Annotated in this window: 23 protein-coding genes; 8 read left to right on the top strand and 15 right to left on the bottom strand. The window is 34.8% G+C overall.

The window, feature by feature from the left end:
• Positions 1-4 precede the first annotated feature (4 nt).
• The 6 genes from DMB92_RS05845 to DMB92_RS05820 all read right to left on the bottom strand — a co-directional run bounded on the left by DMB92_RS05845 (position 5) and on the right by DMB92_RS05820 (position 6,451).
• A complete protein-coding gene (locus tag DMB92_RS05845; protein ID WP_142682119.1) occupies positions 5-847 on the bottom strand; it encodes a septal ring lytic transglycosylase RlpA family protein in 843 nt (280 codons plus the stop codon).
• Positions 798-1,931 carry a lytic transglycosylase domain-containing protein gene (locus tag DMB92_RS05840; protein WP_142682118.1) on the bottom strand — a complete coding sequence of 378 codons (1,134 nt, stop codon included), beginning with the start codon at positions 1,929-1,931 and terminating at the stop codon, positions 798-800. The genes DMB92_RS05845 and DMB92_RS05840 overlap by 50 nt, the downstream gene beginning before the upstream one ends.
• Before the next feature lie 4 nt (positions 1,932-1,935).
• On the bottom strand, positions 1,936-2,760 hold the full coding sequence (locus DMB92_RS05835; protein ID WP_142682117.1) for a TatD family hydrolase: 825 nt from the start codon (positions 2,758-2,760) through the stop codon (positions 1,936-1,938).
• A complete protein-coding gene (locus DMB92_RS05830; protein ID WP_142682116.1) occupies positions 2,751-3,998 on the bottom strand; it encodes a diguanylate cyclase domain-containing protein in 1,248 nt (415 codons plus the stop codon). Before DMB92_RS05830 ends, DMB92_RS05835 begins: the two co-directional genes overlap by 10 nt.
• Positions 3,999-4,067: 69 nt before the next feature.
• On the bottom strand, positions 4,068-5,591 hold the full coding sequence (locus DMB92_RS05825; RefSeq protein WP_142682115.1) for an AAA family ATPase: 1,524 nt from the start codon (positions 5,589-5,591) through the stop codon (positions 4,068-4,070).
• On the bottom strand, positions 5,591-6,451 hold the full coding sequence (locus tag DMB92_RS05820) for an NAD(+) kinase (RefSeq protein WP_142682114.1): 861 nt from the start codon (positions 6,449-6,451) through the stop codon (positions 5,591-5,593). The genes DMB92_RS05825 and DMB92_RS05820 overlap by 1 nt, the downstream gene beginning before the upstream one ends.
• A gap of 81 nt (positions 6,452-6,532) precedes the next feature.
• Between DMB92_RS05820 and aspS the strand changes: the two genes are divergently transcribed.
• From aspS to DMB92_RS05795, 5 genes are all read left to right on the top strand, one after another.
• Positions 6,533-8,284 carry an aspartate--tRNA ligase gene (gene aspS, locus DMB92_RS05815; protein WP_142682113.1) on the top strand — a complete coding sequence of 584 codons (1,752 nt, stop codon included), beginning with the start codon at positions 6,533-6,535 and terminating at the stop codon, positions 8,282-8,284.
• A complete protein-coding gene (locus DMB92_RS05810; protein ID WP_142682112.1) occupies positions 8,281-8,859 on the top strand; it encodes an adenylate kinase in 579 nt (192 codons plus the stop codon). Before aspS ends, DMB92_RS05810 begins: the two co-directional genes overlap by 4 nt.
• Positions 8,860-8,862: 3 nt before the next feature.
• The gene (gene ppa / locus DMB92_RS05805; RefSeq protein WP_142682111.1) at positions 8,863-9,384 is read left to right on the top strand and encodes an inorganic diphosphatase; all 522 of its coding nucleotides are present in this window, start codon (positions 8,863-8,865) and stop codon (positions 9,382-9,384) included.
• Between the two features lies 1 nt (position 9,385).
• Positions 9,386-9,880 (top strand): peptide-methionine (S)-S-oxide reductase MsrA, encoded by a 495-nt coding sequence (gene msrA / locus DMB92_RS05800; RefSeq protein ID WP_142682110.1) that lies wholly within the window; start codon positions 9,386-9,388, stop codon positions 9,878-9,880.
• A gap of 86 nt (positions 9,881-9,966) precedes the next feature.
• Positions 9,967-10,569: an outer membrane beta-barrel protein gene (locus DMB92_RS05795; protein ID WP_185900170.1), complete on the top strand. Its 603-nt coding sequence runs from the start codon at positions 9,967-9,969 to the stop codon at positions 10,567-10,569.
• 18 nt (positions 10,570-10,587) lie between these two features.
• Here DMB92_RS05795 and DMB92_RS05790 read toward each other — a convergent pair whose 3' ends face one another.
• From DMB92_RS05790 to DMB92_RS05755, 8 genes are all read right to left on the bottom strand, one after another.
• Positions 10,588-11,706 (bottom strand): CapA family protein, encoded by a 1,119-nt coding sequence (locus DMB92_RS05790; RefSeq protein WP_142682108.1) that lies wholly within the window; start codon positions 11,704-11,706, stop codon positions 10,588-10,590.
• 41 nt (positions 11,707-11,747) lie between these two features.
• Positions 11,748-12,296: an outer membrane beta-barrel protein gene (locus tag DMB92_RS05785; protein ID WP_142682107.1), complete on the bottom strand. Its 549-nt coding sequence runs from the start codon at positions 12,294-12,296 to the stop codon at positions 11,748-11,750.
• 410 nt (positions 12,297-12,706) lie between these two features.
• Entirely contained in the window at positions 12,707-13,585 is an 879-nt protein-coding gene (locus DMB92_RS05780; protein WP_260604763.1) for a carboxymuconolactone decarboxylase family protein, read from the bottom strand.
• A gap of 1 nt (position 13,586) precedes the next feature.
• The gene (locus tag DMB92_RS05775; protein ID WP_260604762.1) at positions 13,587-14,702 is read right to left on the bottom strand and encodes an aldo/keto reductase; all 1,116 of its coding nucleotides are present in this window, start codon (positions 14,700-14,702) and stop codon (positions 13,587-13,589) included.
• A gap of 181 nt (positions 14,703-14,883) precedes the next feature.
• The gene (locus DMB92_RS05770; RefSeq protein WP_142682106.1) at positions 14,884-15,429 is read right to left on the bottom strand and encodes a ClbS/DfsB family four-helix bundle protein; all 546 of its coding nucleotides are present in this window, start codon (positions 15,427-15,429) and stop codon (positions 14,884-14,886) included.
• Between the two features lie 145 nt (positions 15,430-15,574).
• Entirely contained in the window at positions 15,575-15,964 is a 390-nt protein-coding gene (locus DMB92_RS05765) for a putative quinol monooxygenase (protein ID WP_142682105.1), read from the bottom strand.
• 10 nt (positions 15,965-15,974) lie between these two features.
• A complete protein-coding gene (locus DMB92_RS05760) occupies positions 15,975-16,925 on the bottom strand; it encodes a DUF6282 family protein (RefSeq protein ID WP_185900169.1) in 951 nt (316 codons plus the stop codon).
• Entirely contained in the window at positions 16,925-18,022 is a 1,098-nt protein-coding gene (locus DMB92_RS05755) for an aldo/keto reductase (protein WP_142682104.1), read from the bottom strand. The genes DMB92_RS05760 and DMB92_RS05755 overlap by 1 nt, the downstream gene beginning before the upstream one ends.
• A 296-nt stretch (positions 18,023-18,318) precedes the next feature.
• Here DMB92_RS05755 and DMB92_RS05750 point away from each other — a divergent pair, with 296 nt between their 5' ends.
• Genes DMB92_RS05750 through DMB92_RS05740 form a run of 3 tightly spaced genes read left to right on the top strand, consistent with a single transcriptional unit; the run spans position 18,319 to position 20,522 of the window.
• Positions 18,319-19,152, top strand: coding sequence for a toxin (locus DMB92_RS05750; RefSeq protein ID WP_142682103.1), 834 nt, complete (start codon positions 18,319-18,321; stop codon positions 19,150-19,152).
• A gap of 9 nt (positions 19,153-19,161) precedes the next feature.
• Entirely contained in the window at positions 19,162-19,965 is an 804-nt protein-coding gene (locus DMB92_RS05745; RefSeq protein WP_142682102.1) for a cytolethal distending toxin subunit B family protein, read from the top strand.
• Positions 19,965-20,522 (top strand): toxin, encoded by a 558-nt coding sequence (locus DMB92_RS05740; RefSeq protein WP_142682101.1) that lies wholly within the window; start codon positions 19,965-19,967, stop codon positions 20,520-20,522. The genes DMB92_RS05745 and DMB92_RS05740 overlap by 1 nt, the downstream gene beginning before the upstream one ends.
• Positions 20,523-20,571: 49 nt before the next feature.
• On the opposite strand, the gene rpsU is transcribed toward DMB92_RS05740, so the two are convergent.
• Positions 20,572-20,784, bottom strand: a complete 213-nt coding sequence (rpsU, locus tag DMB92_RS05735; RefSeq protein ID WP_142682100.1) for a 30S ribosomal protein S21 — start codon at positions 20,782-20,784, stop codon at positions 20,572-20,574.
• Between the last annotated feature and the right edge of the window lie 53 nt (positions 20,785-20,837).

Below are 20,837 nucleotides of genomic sequence, written 5' to 3'. Positions count from 1 at the left end.
TTTCCTACTCACGAACAACAAAAGCCCCACTAAATGCACCACTTCTAGCAAAGTCTCTTGCTTCAGCCTCGCTTCTAAACCCTGTTAAAAATACCCTATTTAAACCATCTTTAGGGCTTTGTCTTACTACTGATGAATATGCACCATAATTTTTATATTTATCAGCCGTTATTCTTGCACCCTCAGCATTTCTAAACGCACCAATTTGCACCATAAAATTTCCACCCTCATAAATATGACCATTATCAACTATTTCACCGCTACTTCCTAAATTTACATTTTGATGAACGATTTGATTGCTATTTGATGAGCTTAGATCGGTATTACTTGTACCAAAACCGATAACCTCAAGACGAACAGGTGCTGTGCCTGAAGTTACCATATCTATTTGAGTAGCTGCTGCTTTGGATAAATCGATAATTCTATTATCAACAAAAGGACCTCTATCATTGATACGAACGGTAGTTTGCCTGTTATTGTTTAAATTTGTAACCTTTAAAATCGTATTCATTGGTAAGGTTTTATGTGCTGCTGTAAAAGCGTTTTGATTATAAGTTTCTCCATTGCTTGTTTTTTTACCATGAAAGCCGGGTCCATACCAGCTAGCAATCCCATCAGCTGTCTCGCCAACCTCCACAACGGTTGGATAATAGGTCTTTCCGTTTATGGTGTAAGGCTTCATTGTGCCTTTTAAATTTTTAGAATTATTTGGCGTACTTTTAAAATCATTACCCGGATAATAAGTCGTTGGCTGACTTTTTGTTGTTGTGCAAGCACTGATTAAAATCGCACCAAAACTAGCGACTAACAACCTTAGTAGATTTTTTTGTTTGCTTAGAATTTGCATATTTATACTCCTTATTTGCAATCGGTAAGATAAGTTTTTGTTTAAGAGCGAGATGATCTTTTTTAATTTTATTATATTTTCGAATTTGTGCAATGCTTATACCATGTTTTTTAGCTATAGAATATAAAGAATCGCCTGATTTGACAATATAAATTTTTGTTTGAGGTAACCTTGTATCAACCTTTGTCAGTTTGCTTGGATTATAATTTTGCTCAAAAGCTAAAGATTTTGACACAGGGATATACATATAATAATCTTTATCAGGCGGAGTAAAATCATGTTTAAATTGTGGATTGTAGTATTTTAAATCTCCTAAACTCAAATCAGCCATTTTTGCTAAATCTTTCAAAGCTACACTTGAAGGAACTTCAACCCTTGTAAAATCACTGCTTAAAGTATGATTTACAAAAGAAGCATCGCCACCTAAATTAAAATCCTTATCACTAGCTAAAAAAGCAAGAGTAAGAATTTTCTTGATAAAAAGCCTCGTTTCAAGAGGTATATACTTAGCCTCCTCATCAAGAAGAACATGAAGCTCATCACTACCTGCTTCCTTAATGGCTTTGCTTAGTTTTCCACTACCGCAATTATAAGCCAAGATAGCTAAATACCACTTACCAAATTCATTTTTAAGACCCTTAAGATAATTTGCTGCTGCTATACTTGACTTAAAAGGATCGCGTCTTTCATCAACATAAGGATCAACTCTTAATCCTAAACTTTGTGCGGTTGGCTGCATAAACTGCCATACCCCTACAGCTTTTGCATTTGAAACACTATGTGCTTTAAGACCTGATTCTACCATAGCAAGATATAAAAACTCAGCCGGTAAATCCTCTTCTTTTATAATCATTTTAATCATAGGAATAAACTCATAAAATCCATTAACCGAATGCCTAAGAACTGATGAATATAATTTTTTTAAATTATCCCTACTTTCTATGAAATTAAGATCGCCTATAAAACTTGGCTCAATATCCAAACTTCTTAATATCTTCATCTGTCTTTCATAATATTCTGGAGAAAAAGAATTTGCCACTAAAAATTGGACAAATATCAGAAAAACTATCATACTTTTTTTCATCAAATCAATCCTTAAAAAATAATTCATTCGCATTTTGAGTGCAAAGCTCTATGACCTCATCTTTAGACAAGGATAAAAGCTCAGCCATCTTTTGAGCTACAAAATTTGTTAAAAGAGGCTCATTTCTTTTACCTCTAAAAGGCTCAGGACTAAGATAAGGGGCATCAGTTTCAATCAAAAGCTTATCTTTTGGAATTTTTGGCAGAATTTGGACTAAATTTTTAGCATTTTTAAAGGTCAAAACTCCACCGATTCCAAAATAAAAATGTTCCTTTAAACCTAGCAAAAGTTCGCTTGCATTAAAACAATGCAAAACGCCAAATCCACTACCCTGTCTATAAGATGAACCTGTTTTTTTGATAAATTCATTTAAGATTTCAAAAATATCCGCATTTGCCTCGCGTGCGTGGATAATCACGGGCTTTTCAAACTCCCTTGCAAGCTCAAGTTGGAATTTAAAAAGCTCTTTTTGCCTTTGCTTTATCTGCTCTTTATTTTCATTTTCTAAACGAAAATAATCAAGCCCGCACTCCCCCACAGCCACGCACTTTTCATGCACAATAAGTTTTCTTAAAAGTGCTTCATCAAAGCTTTCAAGCACGCAAGGGTGTGTGCCTACTGCAAAATAGATATTTTCATATCTTTCACAAATTTCAAGAGCTTTTGGCAAATCAGCCGTATTAGCAGCTGGGATTATGATCTTGCTGATATTATTTTTGAAAGAATGCTCTAGGATAACATTTAAATCCCCACAAAAGCTCTCATCATCTAAATGACAATGAGTGTCTATGATCTTAGCTTCATCTTTAAAATCAAGATCTAAAAGCATACCTCAACCCTATCTTTTCCGTTGTTCTTCGCTAATTTTAAAGCATCATCAGCCTTTTTCATCAAAACATTAATATCATCTTTGCTTTTGCCAAAACAAACACCTATACTTGCCGTATAAAAAAGCTCATCAAGTGCTACTAATATACTATTTTGTTTGATTTCAACACGAATAAGAGAAAAAATCTTTAAGGCTTTTTCATTGCTAATATTTTTTAATAAAATACAAATTTTAGTCGAATCAAAATGTCCTGCAAGATCTTTGCCTTTGATATTATTAGTGATAATTTTCGCACTTGTTTTAATGAGTTCGTTTCCAACATCAAAGCCGTATTCTTCATTAATGCTTCCTAAGTTATCAATATCTAAGAAAGCAAGAGCAAATTCTTCATCTCTATCTTGAATTTCACGCAAATAATCCTTTAACTCAGACATCAATGCATTAGAATTTTTAAGCCCGCTAAGCGAATCAAGATCTGTTAAAGAGCTGATTAATTGCAAGTCTTTCATATCCTTTAAAACCTTATTTAATCTTGCATTAAAAAGTTCTTTACTAAAAGGCTTGATGATAAAATCATTTGCCCCAATTCTCAAAGCCTTGCTCTCCTGGGCATCATTTTTTTCTCCTAAAAGTATGACGCCTATTTCAGTTTTGGCATATTTTGAACGCACAGCTTCTAAAACACCTATCCCATCAACTACAGGCATATTTGCATCACATATAATCAAGCCTGTATCAACATTATCTTCAAGATAATTTAAAGCTTCTTCTCCATGAGCTGCTACTAAAACATTAAAAAGTCTTAGACTTAAATTTCTTTTCACTTCATTTCTTTCAGGAAGCTTGCTCATGGCTAAGATCACCTTTCTTTTTTGAAAGGTGATCAAATTTTCAGCTACAGCGATAATCTCATCAATACAAGTATCACTTTCCTTAAAGATATAATCTAAAATATCCTTGCTGACAAAATTTTGTCTTATTTTTTCATCATTCATAGCTGTTAAAACTACGCTAGGCAAAGACTTTCCTAATACAAAATCAACAATTTCCCCATGAGGCGCATCAGGCAAACAAAGATCAACAAAACACATAAAAAAATGCTCTTCTTCAATCAAAGTCTTAGCCTCCTCGAAAGAAAAAGCGATCTCAACCTCAAGTTTTAAAGAATTTGAAATTTTTTTTGCAAGCAATTTGCATAGCATTTTATTATCATCAACGACTAAAATCTTTTCTTTCATTGTAAATAAACTCTCTATTTCTGTAAATTTCAAAGTTGAAATTATATCATAACTTAAGTTTTATTTTGCTTAATACTCAAGTAAAGTTTTTGCAAACTCGACAGCTTCATCACTGATCTGTTCTCCGCTGATCATTCTTGCAAGCTCTTTTATGCGTTCGTCTTTTTCAAGCCTTCTAACCCTACTTTCGCCATTTATCTTTTCGACCAAAAAGTGATTTTTAGCCTGAGATGAAAGTTGTGGTAGGTGCGAAATGGCAAAGATTTGATAAAATTTAGCAAGCTCGTTTAAAACCTTGGCTATGCTCATTGCTTCTTTTCCGCTTAAATTCGCATCAATTTCATCAAGAAAAATAATCCCCTTGCCCTCGTTTAAAATAAAGCATTCAGTGGCGATAAAAGCAAGTCTTAAGCGATTTAGCTCGCCTGAGCTAAGTTTTTTAAGGCTTGCTTCATTGATATTTAAAACAAGCTCATCTTGCCCTAAATTTGTGATTTCATCAAGCTTTGAAAGGCTTAAATTGACATCTTTCATATAAAGATTTTTAAGATAAGAGCTAAGCAAGCTCTCAAGCTCGCTTAAATTTGCCTTTCTTTTTTGACTAAGCTTTGTAGCCATTTCTTCGAGTTTTTCTTTAAATTTAGTAAAATTTTTCTCAAGCTCTTTTTTTTCAAAACTTAAATTTTCATAATGCTCAAGCTCTTTTTTCTTTTCGTCTAAAATTTGCAAAGCATTTTCCACGCTTTCATAGCGGTTTATGATAAAAGAAAGCTTTTCTATCCTATCAAGCACAGCTTCTATGTCAAAATCAAGCTCATCAAAGCTTTGCTTTTCAGCCACTACCCTAAGCTCATTTAACGCTTCTTCAAAAAAAGTGCTATCCACTTCGCTTAAATTTAGCGCATCAATCACAGCTTTTTCAAGCTCAAAAATAGCTCCAGCCCTAGCCCAAGCTTCTTCTATCTTGTCTTTTTTGGAAAGCTTTTTTTTAAGGCTCATTAGCTCTTCGTATTCGCCTACTTTTGGATTTATAGAGCTGATTTTTTCTATTTGCATAGTAGCAAGCTCTTTTAGCTCCTCAATTTTTCTTTCTTCTTCTTTGAGCTTTAAAAGCTCATTTTCACACTCTTTAAAGTCTTTAAAAAGCTTTTCAAACTCAAGCTTAAAGTCTAAGAAATTTTTATCTTTCTTTGCTTCCAAACTATCAAGCAAATTTAAAAATCTCTCATTGGAAAATTCATTATTTTCCTTAGCTGAAAGGTATTTAACAAAGCTTTTTGAAAGCGTTTGTAAGCTTTTTTTATTTATATTTTGGTTGTTGATAAAATACTTCGCACTTTTTTCTTTAAGCATCTTAAAAACATTTTCATCATCTTCTTCTATGCCAAATTCTTGCATATCAAGCTTATCATCAAGCACAAGCTCTACAAATTTAGCCTCACTATCACAAAGTCCAAAAGCACTTAAAATTCCTTTAAAAAGCACCGATTTGCCAGCTCCGCTAAGCCCTGTAAAAACAACAAGTCCCTTTTCAAGCTCAAGCTCAGCCTTTTTAAAACTCACATTTTCTCTTATAAAAATCGTTCGTATCATCATTTTCCCCAGTGCAATTTTTCTTTTAAAATTTGAAAATAATCCCTATTTTGAGGATGTATGAGACTTACGCTTTTATCGCTTAATTTGATTTTAATACTCTCAAAATCGCCACTTTTGAAATTTTCCTGCCCATCAATGCAAATAAGACAATCCTTAGTCCTTACTTCAAGCTCAAAACCGCGTGGCAGTACCACAGGACGCTGAGTAAGCGAGTGCGAACAAACAGGCGTGAGTATAAAAACCTCAGCCAAGGTATAAACAATAGGTCCATTTGCACTAAGATTATAAGCTGTTGAGCCAGCAGGCGAGGCTATTACAAGGCCATCTCCTGAATATTCGTTAAACACGCTTGAGTTTCTAAGAACCTCGATATGAGCCATGGATTTTTGCGAATTTCTAAAAAAAACAACATCGTTAAAGGCTGTTTTACTCAAGCTTTGTCCATCTTTTAAAATAAAATTAACCTCGAGTAAAAAAGGCTTTTCTATCCTAAATTTACCCTCAAAAAAATCATCAAAAAAAGCTCTTGCTTCACTTGTTTTAAAATCTGTTAAAAAGCCTAAATTTCCAGCATTTATACCAAGCAAAGCCTTATTATACTCACAAGCTTTTCTACAAAGTGAAATCAAAGTGCCATCTCCTCCCAAAGAAATCACAAAATCACTTTGTACAAAAAGTTCCTCAAGCTCAAATTTGGCTAAATTTATCGTTTTTGAGCTTGTTTTTTCAAGCAATAATTCTATATTTTTTTGCTCAAAAATATCTTTTAAAAACAAAATTTCTTCATCTAAATTTGAATTTTGTCTTGAAACAAGCCCTATTTTTTTAATGTTTTTATAATTAAGCGGTGTTTTCATAAAAAAATTATATCAAATTATTAGCAAAGCAAAAGGAAAAAAATATTATAATTTCCCTTAATTTTTTCAAAGGGATAGAATTTGAGAACACATTATAACACAGATTTAAGCCTCAAAAATGTAGGCGAAGAGGTAACGCTTTGCGGTTGGGCAAACTCTTACCGCGATCATGGTGGCGTGATTTTTATTGATTTAAGGGACAGAAGTGGGCTGATACAACTAGTTTGCGATCCAAAAGATAGTACAAAAGCTCATGAAGTAGCCTCCTTAGTTCGTAATGAATTTGTTTTGATAGCCAAGGGTAAAATTCGTCCAAGAGGCGAGGGACTAGTAAATCCTAAGCTTAAAACAGGCGAAATTGAAGTTGTCGTGCATACTTTGATCATCGAAAATGAAAGTGCTGTCGTGCCTTTTGGTATCAATGATGAAAGTGTTAATGAAGAACTAAGGCTTAAATACCGCTTTTTAGATCTTCGCTCAAACAAGCTTTATGATAATTTTGCTCTGCGTTCAAAGGCTTGTATAGCAGCTAGAAATTCGCTTGCAAATATGGGATTTTTAGAGGTTGAAACACCTATTTTAACAAAGGCTACTCCTGAGGGTGCTAGGGATTATTTAGTGCCATCTCGTGTGCATCAAGGTGAGTTTTACGCTCTACCACAAAGCCCACAGCTTTTTAAACAGCTTTTAATGTGTGCGGGATTTGACAGGTATTTTCAAATCGCAAAATGCTTTAGAGATGAGGATTTAAGGGCGGATCGTCAACCTGAATTTACGCAAATTGATGTTGAAATGAGCTTTTGCGAGCAAAAAGATGTGATGAAAGTTGCCGAGACCTTTTTAAAAGATATTTTCAAAGCCTGCGGAAAAGAAATTCAAACCCCATTTCGTCAAATGACTTATAAGGAAGCTATGGAAAATTACGGCTCTGATAAGCCTGATTTAAGATTTGATCTTAAATTTGTCGATGTTATAGATATTTTTGCACGCTCAAATAATGAAATTTTTGCAAACATTGCTAAAGATACTCGTAAAAACCGCATTAAGGCTATTCGCGTGCCAAAAGGCGATACCATTTTTTCAAAAAGACAAATGCAAAGATTTGAAGAATTTGTGCGTAAATTTGGTGCTGCAGGGCTTGCTTTCATACAGGTTAAAGAAGATGGGCTTAAAGGACCGCTTTGTAAATTCTTTAGCGAAGAAGATCTAAAAGAACTTAGTCAAAGATGTTCGCTTGAGCTTGGTGATGTTGTGTTTTTTGGGGCTGGGGTTAAGAAAACCGTGCTTGATTATATGGGAAGATTTAGGATTTTCCTAGCACAAGAGCTTCAAATCATCGATGAAGAGGCTTTAGAATTTCTTTGGGTTGTTGATTTTCCTATGTTTGAAAGAAATGATGATGGCAGTTTTTCTGCTATGCACCATCCTTTTACCATGCCTAAAAATATCGATGAAAGCGACCTAGAAGAAATCAGCTCTATAGCTTATGATGTCGTGCTTAACGGTATAGAACTTGGTGGTGGGAGTATAAGAATTCACAAAGATGAGATTCAACAAAAAGTCTTTAGACTTCTTAATATCGACGAAGTCGCACAAAGAGAAAAATTTGGCTTCTTGCTTGATGCTCTAAGCTTTGGAGCACCACCTCACGGAGGCATTGCCATAGGACTTGATAGGCTTATCATGCTGGTTACTAAATCAAGTAGCATAAGAGATGTTATCGCCTTTCCAAAGACACAAAGAGCACAGTGCTTGATGACGCAAGCACCAAGTGCGCCAAGTAGCGAAGCGATGAGGGAGCTTGGATTAAAATTAAGGGAGAAAGTAAAATGAAAGATTTGTTTTTGATTATAGGAGCGCCTGGAAGTGGCAAGACTACCGACGCAAGCATTATCGCAAAGGAAGATGATAGCGTTACGCATTATTCTACCGGCGATTTGTTAAGAGAAGAAGTAGCACGCAAAACCGAACTTGGAAAGCTTATCGATAGCTTCATCTCAAAGGGAAATTTAGTGCCTTTAAATGTCGTCGTAGATACCATAGTAACGGCGATTAAAAACGCTCCCACACAAAATATTATCATCGATGGCTATCCAAGAAGCGTTGAGCAAATGCAAGCCTTTGATAAGGTTTTAAGCGAGCAAAATGAGGTTTGCTTAAAGGGCGTGATTGAGGTTAAAGTAAGCGAGCAAGTGGCTAGAGACAGGGTTTTAGGACGAAACCGCGGGGCTGATGATAATGAAGAGGTTTTTAATAACAGAATGGGGGTCTATCTTGAGCCTTTAGAAGCTATCATTAAATTTTATGAGAGCAAGAATTTGCATTTTGTCATCAATGGCGAAAGAAGTATAGAAGAAATCGTCATGGACATGAGGGCTTTAATCAACAAAATCAAATCGAAAGGATAAAAAATGAATTTAAGCAAAATCAAAATAGGAGAAATCCCAAACAAAATCAACGCAGTGATCGAAATCCCTTATGGCTCGAGTATAAAATATGAGCTTGATAAAGAAAGTGGTGCTATCATGGTGGATCGCGTTATGGCTAGTGCGATGTTTTATCCGGCAAATTATGGCTTCATCGCAAACACTTTGGCTGATGATGGCGATCCTGTGGATATTTTGGTTTTAAATGAATATCCTATCCAAGCAGGAGCAGTGATTCCATGCCGTTTGATCGGCGTTTTGATCATGGAAGATGAAAGCGGAATGGACGAAAAACTTTTAGCCGTGCCTACAAGTAAGGTTGATCCAAGATATGACAATATCAAGTCTTACACCGATTTACCACAAGCTACACTGAATAAAATCAAAAATTTCTTTGAAACTTATAAAATCCTAGAGCCAAATAAATGGGTTAAGGTGCAAGATTTCAAAGATATTAAGGCTGCTGAAGAGATTTTACAAAAAGCGGTTGCTAATTTTAAGGGATAATTTGAAACAAATTTTTCTTGGTGGTGGCTGTTTTTGGTGTATAGAAGCTGTTTTTGAGCGTGTTTTAGGGCTTGTTACTGAGGTAGGCTATGTAGGAAATACACCAAATCCCACCTATCAAAGCGTTTGCATGGGTGATGGAAGTATCGAGGTGGTTCGCATAAACTATGATGAACATATCATCAAACTTGAAGAAATTTTAGATATTTTTTTTAAAATTCATGATCCAACTAGCCTTGATAGACAGGGTGCTGATGTAGGGGTTCAATACCGATCTGCTATCTTTTTTGAAAATGTGCAAGATAGAGATTTGATATTAAATTTTATCCAAAATATCCAAATCAAATTTCCTCAACCAATCCTTACTCAGGTAGCAAAACTTCCTCTTTACACAAAGGCTGAAGAATATCATCAACATTTTTTTACCAAAAATCCAACTCAGGCGTATTGTTTAGCCACTATACCACCAAAACTAAAAAAGCTTGGTTTTAACTAAAAAACACTACAACAAATTGATCAAAACTTACTGAGTATTCGCAAAAAATAGATATAATGGATAAAAATCTTAATGAAAGGAATATGATGAAAAAAATAGCTAGTAGCGTGATCTTGGCTTCAAGCTTACTTAGTTGCACAGCTTTTGCTGAAGAAGCAGGCTTTTTTATCGGTGCAAATACAGCCTATGGCTCTATAAAAGCAGGGGATACAAGCGGATTTAATGCCTATAGATTTGGTCTTGTTGGTGGTTATAAGCAGTTTTTTACTGAAGAATTTGGTGCAAGATATTATCTTAATCTTGATACAGGAACAAAATACACAAAGGGTAGCAATAACTCGCAAATTCAAAGATTTGATCTTGGATTAAATGTAGATGCACTTTATAATTTTTTACAAAGTAATGATCTTGAATATGGAGTTTTTGGCGGTTTAAGTCTTGATTATGCGATGAATGAGGAAAAATTAAAGCGTATTGATGGACCTGATGGACAGGGGCTTGATTTGGGGATTAATTTTGGTTTAAGACTAAACTATGCACAAAAACATGGTGTTGAGCTCTTCTCAAGATTTGGTCTAACAGGAGTTAAACTTGGAAAGCCAGATGATAGCACGCAAATATCGCCATACAGCGATGAAAAAATCCAAACACCTTATGCTGTAGGACTTCGCTATACTTATAGCTTTTGAATTTTTGGTTTGGAAAAATTATTCCAAACCACTTTTTTCTTCTTGAAAATCCTTAAAAAGAATGCGTAAATACTGATCTTTGATCTCTTGATGATGAGGCAAAATTTCTTCATTAAGCAAAGAAAAAGGATACACTATAAAATTTGTAAATTTATCTCCATCTTCATCATAATGCACATAAGTAAGTTCGGCTTTAAGATCGCTCATTTTAATTTTTTCTTGTGGTTTTTTCGTAATCTTTAAACTTACTAAAGCACCTATTCTTCGCTCTAAGCCGATTTGAGAAGAAAGAAAATTTCCTAAAGAATACACCACCAAAGTATCATTTATCATCTCAATAGGCTGTAAGACATGAGGGTGTGTCCCTATAACAATGTCAACTCCTTGCTCTGCCAAAAAGAAAGCAAGATCCTTTTGCTCTTTTGTTGGAGTAAAAACATATTCTTTTCCCCAATGCATAGAAACGATGAGTAAATCAACCTCGGATCGCAATGCTTGTATATCTTGTTTTAATCTTTCCTTACTATAAATATTGATCAAAAAAGCTTGCTCTTTGGGAAGTTCATAAGAATTTAAACCATAAGTATAAGCCAAAAAAGCATATTTTATACCATTTTTAGTATAAATTTTATTTTTCCTACTTTCTCTTAAATTTTTATTTACTCCAGCAAAAACAGCATTTGTTTTTTGCCAAAATCGTAAAGAACTCAACAAAGCCTCTTCTTTGCGATCAAAACTATGATTATTGGCTAAAGATACAAGATTAAAACCAAGTTCAAGCATATTTAAACCAAATTCTTGTGGGGAATTAAAATTTGGATAAGTACTAAGTCCAAGCTCCTTGCCCCCTAAAACGCTTTCTTGATTATAAAAAGCCAGATCATGCTCTTTAATCAAAGGCTTTAAAAACCTTAACATAGGAGAAAAGTCATAACTTACTCGACCATCTTTTGATATTTTTGCGTCCTTATAAACACGACTATGGAGCAAGGCATCTCCTGTCATGATCAAAGAAAGTTCAAAAATATCTTGTTGAGAAGATAAATTAGAATTTACATGCGTTTGATCCGCATGGGAAAAATAAAAAAGATTAAGAAAGAGTAAAAATCGTAAGCAAAAATCAAAAGCCCTTTTCATGATCAAAAGCAAAGAGTTAGAAAACTAACTCTTTTTTCATTTCAATAAAGACTATAAACATATCTTAACATAGTGTTAAAAGTCTGCTTGCCTTTTAAGCCACGATCATTTAAGTCATGGCTTTGAAGAGGAACTCTAAAAGCAAGCTCAGCAGAATGCACCTCATTAAAAACCGCTCTACCTCCAAAATTTAGGGAAGTATCAAAGCCGGTATCATTCCAAAAAGTAAAGCCTAAATTTATACCACCAAAAACACCATAAGAGCTTGAGCCTTGATTGATAAAATTATAAAGGGCATCAACATTTGCACCGATATTATAGTAAGTTCCTACATAAGAAGGCATATCACTCATGCTATTATAATACAGATTTCCATAAACACGAACACCAAAATTTTCATCAAAAAACTGCTTAAAACCCAAAATACCATGAAGGTTTAAGTCATTCCCTGTAACATCGTTACCATTTTTTTCAACCTTGCTCGAAGCCCAGCCCAAGCCACCACCAACAAAAAAGCCATCATTTTCAGCAAAAGCAACGCTAGATAAAACGCTACTTACCAAAACTAAAGAACAAAGGGTTTTTTTCATTCACATTCCTTTTTGATTTAAAATTTAAAGACTTAAAGATCTTTAGTACATGGTAATTGTATCACATTTTACTTAATCAAGCTCATAAAAAACTTATCTTACAAACAAAAAAATAATTTTTTTAGTCCTTTTAAGAAAAGAAATTTTTTGATTTTATTCACAGCCATTTCACAATGTGATATTTTGTTAAAAGCTCGAATATACCATACTTTAAGCTTTGATGTTTCACAAAAAATATTTAGTTTTTTTTAAGTTTTTTTATGTATATATTTCTAAGCTGTGATTTTTCATTATTTGGATTTTTTTTAAGTATAAAATAAAGTTTTTTTTCTTTAAAAAGATCCTTAAATTTAAAAATTTAGGGATCTTTCAAACAAACAAATTTCTAGTAAAGATTTTTTAACACAAACCTAAGCCTTAGCCTTGCTTAGCTCATTAAGTGCTGCAAGGGCGTTTAAGCTTCTTGGATAGCCTATGTAAGGGATAAGTGTTGTGATGGTAGCAAGTAAGATGCTTCTATCATTTCCTATGTTTAAATTCCCTGCTACATGGGCTTTTACCTGAGCGTCAGCTCCTCCTAAAGCACTTACAAAGACAAAGGTCAAAAGCTCTCTAAATTTAAGCTCAAGCCCACCTCTTGTATAAAAATCCCCAAAGCAATGTGCAGATAAAAAGGCTCTTATGTGCTTTTCATCATTTGGCGCAGCAGCATTGCCCTTATCTATGGCAGAGCCAAAAAATTTACGCTGAATTTCAAGCCCCTTTTCTTGCCTATTTTCTAGGGTGGTATTAGCTCTAGGTGCAAGTGGCAGGGCTATTTTAAGCTCTTTAAAGATCTCATTACTAGCCAAGATAAACTCTAAAGCCTTGCCCATGCCAACATAAGGCGTGCTTTGATAAAGGATTTCTTGCACCTCCTCAGGCTTAACCCCAGCATTTAAGCTTGCTTTTAACATGATCTTAAATTCACTAAGCCCTCCGCTTGCTATTAAAGCCCCTAAAACAAGCATAAGTCTTTGTTTTTCTTCTAGCTTTGAGCTAAATTTCAAGCTCTCATCAAAGGCAAAATTCACATATCTTTCAAAAAACTCAGGATCTGTTTTGGCTAAAGGCGGTGTTTGCTTGCCAAAAAGGCGCTCAAAATTTTCTTTTGCGATTTTTGTTAAATTCATTGTTATTTCCTTTATTTTTGTGCTAGGCTTAGCTAAAAGTTCGCTAAAGCCCAAATTTAAAGCTGTTAAGACAGCACCTAGTTTTGCACCTGTTTTTAAAAATTCCCTTCTTTTCATCTTAAAGTCCAACGCTGTTTGCCGCATCACTTCCCGGAGCAAAACGCTCTCCAACGATAGGGATCTTTCTTACAGCTTCATCTATGTTTTTTAGCTCATTTTGGCTAAATTTCACATTCACAGCACCTAGGTTTTCTAGCAAATGCTTAGGATTTGTTGTTTCTGGTATAGGCATTAAATGTTCATTTTGAGCCAAAAGCCAAGCAAGAGCAACTTGTGTGATAGTCGCATTTTTTTCCTTTGCAAGCTGGGCTAAAAAGGCTACTATTTCTTGATTTTTTTCAAGTGCAGCTGGAGTGTATCTTGGAAAGGCTAAACGCATATCGCCGGGTGCAAATTTAAAATCAGGCGTCATCACCCCGGTTAAAAGCCCTCTATCAAGTGGAGAATAAGCCACAAAGCCTATGCCTAGCCTTTTGCAAGTATCAATCACTCCATCATTTTCATGCTCTCTAAAGCTTATAGAATACTGACTTTGAACAGCTGTTAGAGGAAATTCCTTATGCGCTCTTTCTATGGTCTTAGCCCCTGCTTCGCTAAGCCCCCAGAAGCGAATTTTACCCATTTTTACAAGCTCACGCATAGTATCAGCTACTTCTTCTATAGGAGTATCAGGATCAACTCTGTGCTGGGTATAAAGATCGATATAATCGGTTTTAAGCCTTTTTAAACTCCCATCAACAGCTCTTAAAATCGCCTTTTTGCTTGAGTCTTGGTGCTGTTTGCCAAAGGGATAATAAAGTCCAAATTTAGTGCCTATGATAACCTTTGATCGAAGCGGCTTTAAAGCTTCTCCCACAAGCTCTTCATTTGTGTGCGGTCCATAAATTTCAGCTGTATCAAAATAAGTAACGCCCATATCATAAGCCTGTCTTATAAGCTTTATCATCTCAGGTATCGGACGGGCTGGTCCATGTCCATGACTCATGCCCATACAACCAAGCCCTAAAGCACTTACCTTAAGCTTTTTTCCTAAGCTTCTTAGGGGTAGTTTTTTGCTTTGCTTTAAAGAAATTTTTTCATTTTCCTTTGCCATGCTCACTCCTGCACTTAAGAGACTAAAAACTGCTGCAGTTTTTGCAGCCTTGCTTAAAAACTCTCTTCTTGAATTTTGCATTTTTGCTCCTTTTGAACTAAAATTTAAAAAACGAAAATAAAAAATTTTCGTTTTCATTCTGTAATTATAAAAAATGAGAGCAACTCTAAGTCAAGGGTAAATTTAAAAAATTTCTATAAATTTGCTATAAAAATTAAAATTTTTTCATCGTAAAGAAATGTTGGGAAAAATTTAAAAATATCTATGCTTTTGATTTGCTAGCAAATTTTGGTGGCTTAAATCCTGTTTTAATGCTCTTTAATGCCCAAATATAATGCGAGCTAAGAGATGAGATAAAATAACTACCTAAAGCCGTGCCTTTACACCATTTAAATGTGCCTTTGCTAAAAAGTTCGTCCTCATTTATAAGTTCAAGCATAGCAAGCACGGCTTTATGACTTTGCTCTAAAAGCCTTTTACTTAAATCTAAGCTTGTATTTTGGTGTTTTTCGTGAAAGACTAAATTTAGCTTAGCATAGGTGCGCCAATTATAGCCCTCTGGAAAAAAGGGTGTATTTTGGCTCGTTTGAGCGAGGTTATTTTTCACGAAATTTAAAAGCAGATTGTGCCATTCGTGCAGATGAATAAGCACATCACGGATATTTTTATCACGCACATTTTTAGCATTTGGGTAAGTAAAGGGCGAAATTTGCGTATTTTTATCTAATTTATCGATAAAGCTCATAAGCTTATTATATTCAAGTGTGCTAGCTTCTATAAGTTCGGTTTTATTGCTTGGTCGTGGCATTTTATATGTCCTTATTTTGCGTATTTAAAAGTGCAATATAACGCAAAAATATCTAAGATAAATTAATAAATACATTAAAGTGGAACAAATTTCACAAAAAGCTTAAAAATAGCTTGTTTTTGCCCCACTTTTTAAATCCAAAGCCTTAAAATTCCTTACTCAAAAACATTTTAGGATTTAAAGGCACATAAGGGATAAACTCAAGCTTTTCTACCATGTGCAAGGTGCTTTGTTTGTATTCTTTAAAATGCGGTGTTTGTAAGTGGCTTTTATAGCTTTGCTCATCTTTATATGCTTCTATGATATTAAACTCGCAAGGATTTTTGCTATCTTGCATAGCATAAAGTATCAAAACGCCCGGTTCAGTTTGCACAGCCTTAGAGCTAGTTCTTAGCAAAATATCCCTATACTCGTCTAAAAATTCGCATTTTATGGTGATTTTTGAAATTTTTGTAAGCATGATTTCTTCCTTTGCATTTAAATTTACACCCATAACGCAAACTAAAATTCCTAAAATTTCAATAAGCTTTTTCATCTTTTCTCCCTTAAATTCCCATTAAAAAAGCTGGATTTTTCTTAACAAGCAAGTCTATATCATTATGACTTAAACCATTTTCTTTAAGCTTGATAATGCTTTGTTTCATCGCTTTTATAGGGTGAGTAAGACCCACTTGTCCTAAATCAGTGCTTATAAAGCTTCTTTGAGGATAAATTTTAGCAAAAGAGCTAAACTCTTGCCAGCTCATAGTTTCATACTCGCTTAATGAAGTGCCTTTGCCCCAAAAATTTGTAAGCACACAATACTCAACCCAAGCTCCCAAATCACAAGCCTTTTTGATCTTATCCTTGCTCATAGTCCAAATAAGAGAATTTGCATGTGTGATGATAAATTTTTCAAATTTTATCTTTTTTGCATATTCAGCCAAAATCAAACTTTCCCTAGGCGAGCAATGCCCACTTGCAAGGGCTATGTTTGCGTCTTTACAAAGATGCAAAATTTGCATACTCTCTTTAAGAGGCTTTTCATGCTCATCAAGCACAGCTATGCCCTTGCGTCCTGTTTTGTGCATTTTTTCTTGATAAGCAGCCGCTGCTGTAGGTAGCCAAATTTGACGGCAAAACCCACCCGTTGTGGCAAGGGCTTTTTCTACAGCAAAGACATTGAGCTTATCTCCTGTGGTGTAGTTTAAAACAAGGCTACCAAAGCATTTAAAATCACTCTTGCCTAAAATTTCATTGATGATAAAGGCTCTATCATGGCAACTAAAATCATTTGACTTAAAACAAATGCTTTTATAGCCTGCTTCTTTTGCCTCTTTGGCTATGGCAAGTTCGTTACTTAGTCTTTCTTTGCTATCAGGAGCTGCGTGAATATGTATATCACTGACCCCTTTAAGCAAGCTTTCTTCTTTATTTTCCTTTGCATTTAAACTCATATTAGCTCCAACAATCGCCGCACTAAGGCTTAAATTTAAAAATTTGCGTCTTGAAATCATTAAAAACCAACTTGTTTTTGTAAGCTCGCAGGATAGCGATCACCTACGATTTCTATTTTATCTATAGCTTGTTCTAAGCTTGAAAGCTCTTTTTGACTTAAATTTATACTTAAAGCCCCTAAATTTTCTTCTAAATGTTCTAGCTTAGTAGTTCCTGGAATTGGCACTATGTAAGGCTTTTTAGCAAGCAAATAAGCAAGGGCTATTTGAGCCTCAGAAGCCTTTTTGCTTTGTCTAAATTCCTTTAAAACTTCTATGATTTTGTAATTTGCTTTTAAAGCCTCAGGGGTAAATCTTGGTAACTCGCCTCTATTGTCATTTTTAGGATCAAATTTCCTTTCACTAGTAATCTTACCGCTTAAAAAGCCACGATTTAAAGGACTATAAGGCACAAAGCCTATATCAAGTCTTTCAAGCGTAGGAAAAATATCCTTTTCTACACCACGCCACATCAAGTGGTATTCGCTTTGAACGGCTGTGATTTTTTGTTCTTTATTTGCTTTTTCTATAGTGGCTGCATTAAGCTCACAAACTCCAAAATGCCTAACTTTTCCAGCTTTTATAAGATCTTTTACAGTTCCAGCAACCTCTTCAATAGGCACTTTTGGATCAAATCTGTGTTGATAAAACATATCTATATAATCTCTTTTAAGCCTTTTTAAACTCTCATCACAAACCCTTTTTATCGTATCAGGGCGTGAATCCACCTCGCCTTTGTGATAGACGCCATTTATGATTTTATGACCAAATTTTGTTGTAACGCAAATTTTATCCTTATATGAGCTTAAAGCCTCTCCTGCAAGGGCTTCATTTGTATGAGGACCATAAATTTCAGCCGTATCAAAAAGCGTGATCCCATAATCAACACATTGATGTAAAAGCCTTATCATAGCTTTTTTATCAGGTAACGCACCCCTATTATAAGTCATTCCCATGACACCAAAACCAAGAGCAGAAACTTCTAAGCCATTTTTACCTCCAAGCTTTCTTTTTGGCATATTTGAGGGACTAAATTTCGCACCAAATGCTAGCAATCCACCGCCTAAAGCTATAGCCACAAGGGCTGAAGTTTTTAAAAACTCTCTTCTTGAACTCATCTTTTCTCCTTTTAAGTTGAAATTTGCAAAAAACGAAAGTAAAAAATTTTCACTTTTGTAATTATAAAAAATGAGAGCAACTCTAAGTCAAGAGTAGATTTTAAAAAATACAAAGTTTTTTGAAAAATTTACATTTTGATACTAATTTGCAAATATTTTTTAAAGATATAACAGACTTTAAAGACTAAATTTTTAGTATTGTTATAAATTTATATTTAAGCAATTAGTATTATTTTTTAAGCACTTTTAAAAAGCTAAAAGTATATAATGAATACAAATAATCCAAAAGGAAAGGTATGCGATATAAAATTCAGCTTATTTTGGTGGTAGTTTTTACAATATTTTCGTTTATAATCAGCGCTTGTAGTTTAAAATCCACAACACAAACAAATCAAAGCTCTTTAGAAACAAACCCTCTGGATACAGCTTTTGGAAGTCCAAATGATAGCGATCCACTAAGTCTTGGTAGTACCCCAACTCCACCAAGCAAAAGTTTTAAAAATCCAAGACCCATAAAATCACAATCAAAACTACAAACCCAAACCCTACCTCTAATGAAAGAAATTTATACAAAAAAGCCTCTTATTCGCTCTTCTAGCAAGCCACTTTTAACAAGTGCAAGACAAAATATGCCAAAAATTAGCGTTCAAGGCGTGCCACCTGATTTATTTGATAGAACGAGCGATTTTATGGTGATAATGGGTGCAAATGGCGTGCTTATCACGATATGGGCGACAGCTCCTGGTAATTGGCTTTGGGGATATTCTTTAAACAATAGTGCAGATCTTGGTGGATACAGAATTTGGCGACTTATTTTGCTTCCTAATGATGAAGTGATGATCCTCAATTTCGCTACTCGGACAACTTGCATAAATACCTATAAAAACGGCGTAATCCATTCTCCGTGCAATATCAACAATGTATATCAAAAATTCACACTTCGTCCTATGACAAATGGTGCGGTGCAAATTTATAATAAAGCTACTAATTCATGCTTACAAACACCGATTAGTGATGTATTTAATGGCGATGATTTTGGAGCGATAAATTTAAGCTCAAAATGCGATAATAGCATAGATCAGCAGTGGTATTTACTACCTCCACCACTTACTTCAAGCTTGTTTGAATAAGGAGTTAAGATGCAAAGAATTTTAGTATTATTGATCATTATGTCAGGTTTTATCTTAGCAAAGCCCGAGGATTTCAAGCTTGCAACTTGGAATTTACAAGGAAGTTCAGCCGCAACGGAGTCTAAATGGAATATTAGCGTGCGTCAAATCATCAGTGGAGAAAACCCAGCCGATATCTTAGCCATACAAGAAGCAGGAAATTTACCAAGCTCAGCACAGCCAACAGGCAGATCGCTTAACCAAGGTGGCACTATAGTAACTGAACATAGATGGCAACTTGGTAGCATGTCGCGTCCTTTTGAAGTGTATGTGTATTTCTCACAGATTGACACAGGAGCAAATCGTGTGAATTTAGCTATCGTTTCTCGTATTAGGGCTGAAGAGATCATCATTTTACCACCACCAAGCGTTGTTTCTCGCCCTATCATCGGTATTCGTATAGGAAATGATGTATTTTTTAATATCCACGCACTTGCAAATGGAGGAGTTGATGCACCAGCTATTGTAAATTCAGTTTTTAATCGTTTTAGAAATATGCCAAATATCACTTGGACGATTATGGGAGATTTTAACCGCTCGCCAGAAAGCGTAAGAGAAGCTTTAAGCCTTGAAACACGCATTCGTATAACGGTTTTAGCACCAGGTGCAGCAACTCAAAGAAGTGGAGGAACGCTTGATTGGGCTATTGTTGGAAATTCAGCAGGTGGTATCGCAGAAACAGCACTTGTAGCTGTACTTATGCTAGCAAATTTACGCACGCATTTAGTATCTGATCACTTTCCTGTAAATTTTAGAAAATTTGGAGATAATTAATGAAAATTTTAGCTTTTATTTTGTTATTTTTTGTAACAGCTTTTGCTGAAAGTGTGGGTGAAAATGTAACAGATAGCTTTCAAATCCGCAATGTAAATACCGGCTTAGCTATCAATCTAAACCGAGGTGCAAAGCAGTTTAACTACCAAAATTGGTTTTTAAAAGAGCTTGGAAATGATCCTAAGATCAAAAAAGTTGATAAATTTGCTAACTCTTTTCCCTTTGGTTATGCTCAATTTGTAGTTGTGGCTCAGCCAAATATGTGCTTAAGTATCGCGCCTAGTGGTTTTATGGTGCTTAAGGATTGTAAGAAAGATTATGAGAGTGGCGAGTTTGAGACGATTTTTCAGCTCATACCCACAACTTCTGGTGCTATGCAGATAAGATCCTTGCTTTTAAATACAGATGAATGCTTGGGAACTTATGAAAATCCAAATGTTGATATTCATGACAGAGTAGGGCTTGTGCGCTGCGTGCTTGAGTTTTTCGTAGGGATTGAACCAAAACAGCTTTTTATGTTTTCTCCTCCTCTAAATCAAGCAAATGTGATACAATGAAGAATTTTACAAGAGCAAAGAAAAGTCAAAAGACCTTTCTTTGAAAATGTTAGAGTTTTGACTCATAACGCCTAAGCATGTAAAGTCTTTTGAGTATTTTCTTGCGTGCTGAAATTTTTTGTTTTTTACGAATTTCAGTCATAGGCTCAAAAAATCTTCTTGCCCTAACCTCAGTTACAACAAGATTTCTATCAACTTGCTTTTTAAACTTACGATACGCTTCGTCAAAACTTTCGTTTGGATGCACCTTAATTCCTGGCACTATCCTCACCACCTTTCTTTTTATGATTTGAAAAGGGGTATTCTATCATAAAA

It is taken from the genome of Campylobacter sp. MIT 99-7217 (assembly GCF_006864365.1).
In the GTDB taxonomy this organism is placed as follows: domain Bacteria; phylum Campylobacterota; class Campylobacteria; order Campylobacterales; family Campylobacteraceae; genus Campylobacter_D.
This window is presented reverse-complemented; position numbering and strand designations above follow the sequence as displayed.